Genomic DNA, 2,886 nt, shown 5'->3' with positions numbered 1-2,886 from the left:
TGCCGCTGGTGCTGCTGGCCACGCTCTACTTCCGCTACCGCATGCGCAAGCGGCTTCATCGCAGGCGGGCGATCGGCGAGTACATGCGGCAGGTGGTGCTGCGCTACCTGCCCGGACTGCTGCCACGCGAGAACGACATCACGGTGCGGATGATCCTGCAGCACACCGCCGGGATCCCCAGCTACACCGACATGCCGGAGTTTCCCACCGTCGGCGAGCCGTACCTGAAGCTGCGCTTCACCCGGTTCACCGACGAGCAGCTGGTGGCGGCCGCGCTGGCCAAGCCGCTGAACTTCGAGCCCGGCACGCGCTTTTCCTACTCCAACACCGGCTATCTGGTGGCCGGGATGCTGATCAAGGCGGTGACCGGCAACAGGTGGCAGAGCGAGGTCACCAAGCGCATCATCAAGCCGCTGGGCCTGCGCGACACCTCCGCTCCCACCTACTCCACCTCCATCCCCGGGCCGCACGCCCACGGCTACATCAAGAAGAGCACCGGCCAATACGTCGACATCAGCCGACTCAACCCGAGCATCGCCAGCGCCGGCGGCGCGATGATCACCACCACTAAGGACCTGACGACCTTCCTCCACAGCCTGGCCACCGGCAAGGTCCTCAAGCCCGCCCAACTCACCGAGATGAAGAAGGGCCTGTTCGTCAACCCCCAGATCGGCGCGTACGGCCTGGGCCTGAGGGTGCAGTCCACCAGCTGCGGCAAGCAGATCATCGGCCACACCGGAGGCATCCCCGGCTACCTCTCCGCCGCCTACACCACCCCCGACGGCCGCACCACGCTGGCCCTGTCGGTCAACGAGAAGCAGCCGCAAACCGACCAGGCTCCCTTCGAGAAGGCGATCGACGCCGCCTTCTGCGCCTGAGACCGGCCCTGCCCCGAGGGTTCGACCTTGGGGCAGGGTGCGCGTCTGACGGCAGCCAGGGCGGAGGAACCTGCGGGCAGCCGTCAGCACGAGGAGGATCTTGCGGCGACACAGGCTCATGGCCACGTCTCGCCCCGCCGTCAGCCCGTGCCCGGGAGACGTTCCCCAAGAGCAGGCGCAGCCGCCATCTCTTCCCCACCAGCCCTGCACATCTCGATCGCAGGTTCCTCCCCCCTTCCCGTCACACCACACCGTCACCGCGGAGAACCGATGTCGCCGTCCCACCCCACCAGAGCCGCCCTCACGCCCCCGCCGGCCACCCCCCGGTGGCGCCGCGCCCTGGCCCCGGCCACCGCGGCCGCCGTCGCCCTCAGCGTCCTGGGCCTGGCCGCCGCCCCGGCCGCCGCCGAGGCCGGCGCGCGGGTCCGCCCAGCCGACGTCGTACAGACGGCTCTGGAAGGCCTGGTCGGCACCGGTGGCTTCCCGGGCACTCTGGCTTCGACGCGGGACCGCGGCGGGCGCGTGCGCGACTACACCGCAGGCGTGGCGGACCTGGCCACCCGGGCGAAGGTCCCCCGCAACGGGAAGGTACGCATCGGCAGCACCACCAAGACCTTCCTCGCCACGCTCGTCCTGCAACTGGCCGGAGAGGGCAAGATCGACCTCGACGCCCCGGTCGAGACCTATCTGCCCGGCCTGATCCGCGCCAACGGTAACGACGGCCGCCGCTTCACCGTCCGCCAGGCGCTCCAGCACACCGCCGGCCTGCCCGACTACGAACACGATCTGCTCGGTTCCTGGCAATCGTGGACCCAGGCCCGCCACCGCTACTTCGAACCCCGCGACGTGCTCGACGTGGGCCTGACCCGCCAGCCCGCCTTCGCTCCCGGCACCGGCTGGGCCTACAGCAACACCGGATACATCGCGCTCGGCCTGCTGGTGCAGAAGATCACCGGCCGGCCCCTCGGCGAGGAGATCACCAACCGGATCATCACTCCACTCCGGCTGCGCGACACCTACTGGCCAGGCGTCGGCGAGCAGAACATCCGCGGCCCCCACCCCAAGGGCTACCGGGCCAAGACCAACGAGCCGGGCGCCGAACTAGCCGAGGTCACACAGCTGGACCCGTCCTGGGCATGGGCGGCCGGACAGATGATCAGCACCCCGCGCGACGTCAACCGCTTCCTGGGCGCACTGCTCGACGGCCGGCTCCTCAAGCCCGACCTGCTGCAGCAGATGAAGCAGACCATCGCCGCGCCCGGATTCCCGAAGGGCTGGAGCTACGGGCTCGGCCTGATGAAGATCGAACTGAGTTGCGGCGGCCACGCCTGGGCCCATGGCGGCGACATCTCCGGCTACGAGGTTCGCAACGGCGCCACCGAGGACGGACGCGCGGCCACCGTCGCCGTCACCGCGATGCCCTACACCAAACCCGCCGCCGACCAGGTCAACGCCGCCCTGGACACCGCCCTGTGCGCCCAGCGATAGCAGGCGCCGCAACGCTCAAAGCCCTCCGGTAGCAAGGACGGGAAGAGGCCGGGCCACAAGTTCGACCCGCAGGTGACCTGAGCCGCCGAATCCGGGATGCCAGCGAGCGAAGCCGTCGTCGAGGTCATCGTCGAGGGCGAGCTTGCCGAGCTCATCGGCGAGGGCGTCGTCTTCGTCCTGACCCCAGCCCGGTTCGCGATCGACCAGCACGCGCGCCGCTATGAACCGAACGGCATCCGGCGTTAGTCCTACGTCAACCGCTCGCCCGAAGAGGGCTCTATCGACCGGCCTGCGCGAACGCCGCTAACGCCGGATCACGTTCCAAATCTCTCTGACCCCCGTAGCGGCGAGAAGGGTCAAGCTTGAGGTCACGCTCTCCGCCGAATCGGTCGCCATTCGGCCGCAGTGAGGGCCACCGCCCTCCTCAGGTTGAGCGCCACACCAGCGACAGCCGGGGCGCGACGTCGAACGCCGGCCCATCGGCAGGCTTGACGACGACGTGATCGAGGAGCAGGGCCAA

Annotated in this window: 3 protein-coding genes; all 3 read left to right on the top strand. The window is 69.5% G+C overall.

The features are described 5' to 3' along the window. The coding region (locus tag ACWEJ6_RS54570) for a serine hydrolase domain-containing protein (protein WP_452433656.1) at positions 1 to 878 on the top strand (878 nt) is incomplete at its 5' end. Positions 879 to 1,148: 270 nt separating this feature from the next. Continuing rightward, positions 1,149 to 2,366, top strand: coding sequence for a serine hydrolase domain-containing protein (locus ACWEJ6_RS54565; RefSeq protein WP_452433655.1), 1,218 nt, complete (start codon positions 1,149 to 1,151; stop codon positions 2,364 to 2,366). A gap of 96 nt (positions 2,367 to 2,462) precedes the next feature. Continuing rightward, on the top strand, positions 2,463 to 2,612 hold the full coding sequence (locus tag ACWEJ6_RS54560; protein ID WP_452433653.1) for a hypothetical protein: 150 nt from the start codon (positions 2,463 to 2,465) through the stop codon (positions 2,610 to 2,612). The last annotated feature ends 274 nt before the right edge of the window (positions 2,613 to 2,886 follow it).

The sequence above is a fragment of the Nonomuraea sp. NPDC004702 genome (genome assembly GCF_053601695.1).
The sequence above is the reverse complement of the archived record's forward strand: the minus strand, read 5'-3'. Positions and strand labels throughout refer to the sequence as shown.

Coding starts and splice junctions, on each gene's coding strand:
- ACWEJ6_RS54560 (WP_452433653.1), top strand. CDS start 2,463: ATGCCAGCGAGCGAAGCCGTCGTCGAGGTCATCGTCGAGGGCGAGCTT.
- ACWEJ6_RS54565 (WP_452433655.1), top strand. CDS start 1,149: ATGTCGCCGTCCCACCCCACCAGAGCCGCCCTCACGCCCCCGCCGGCC.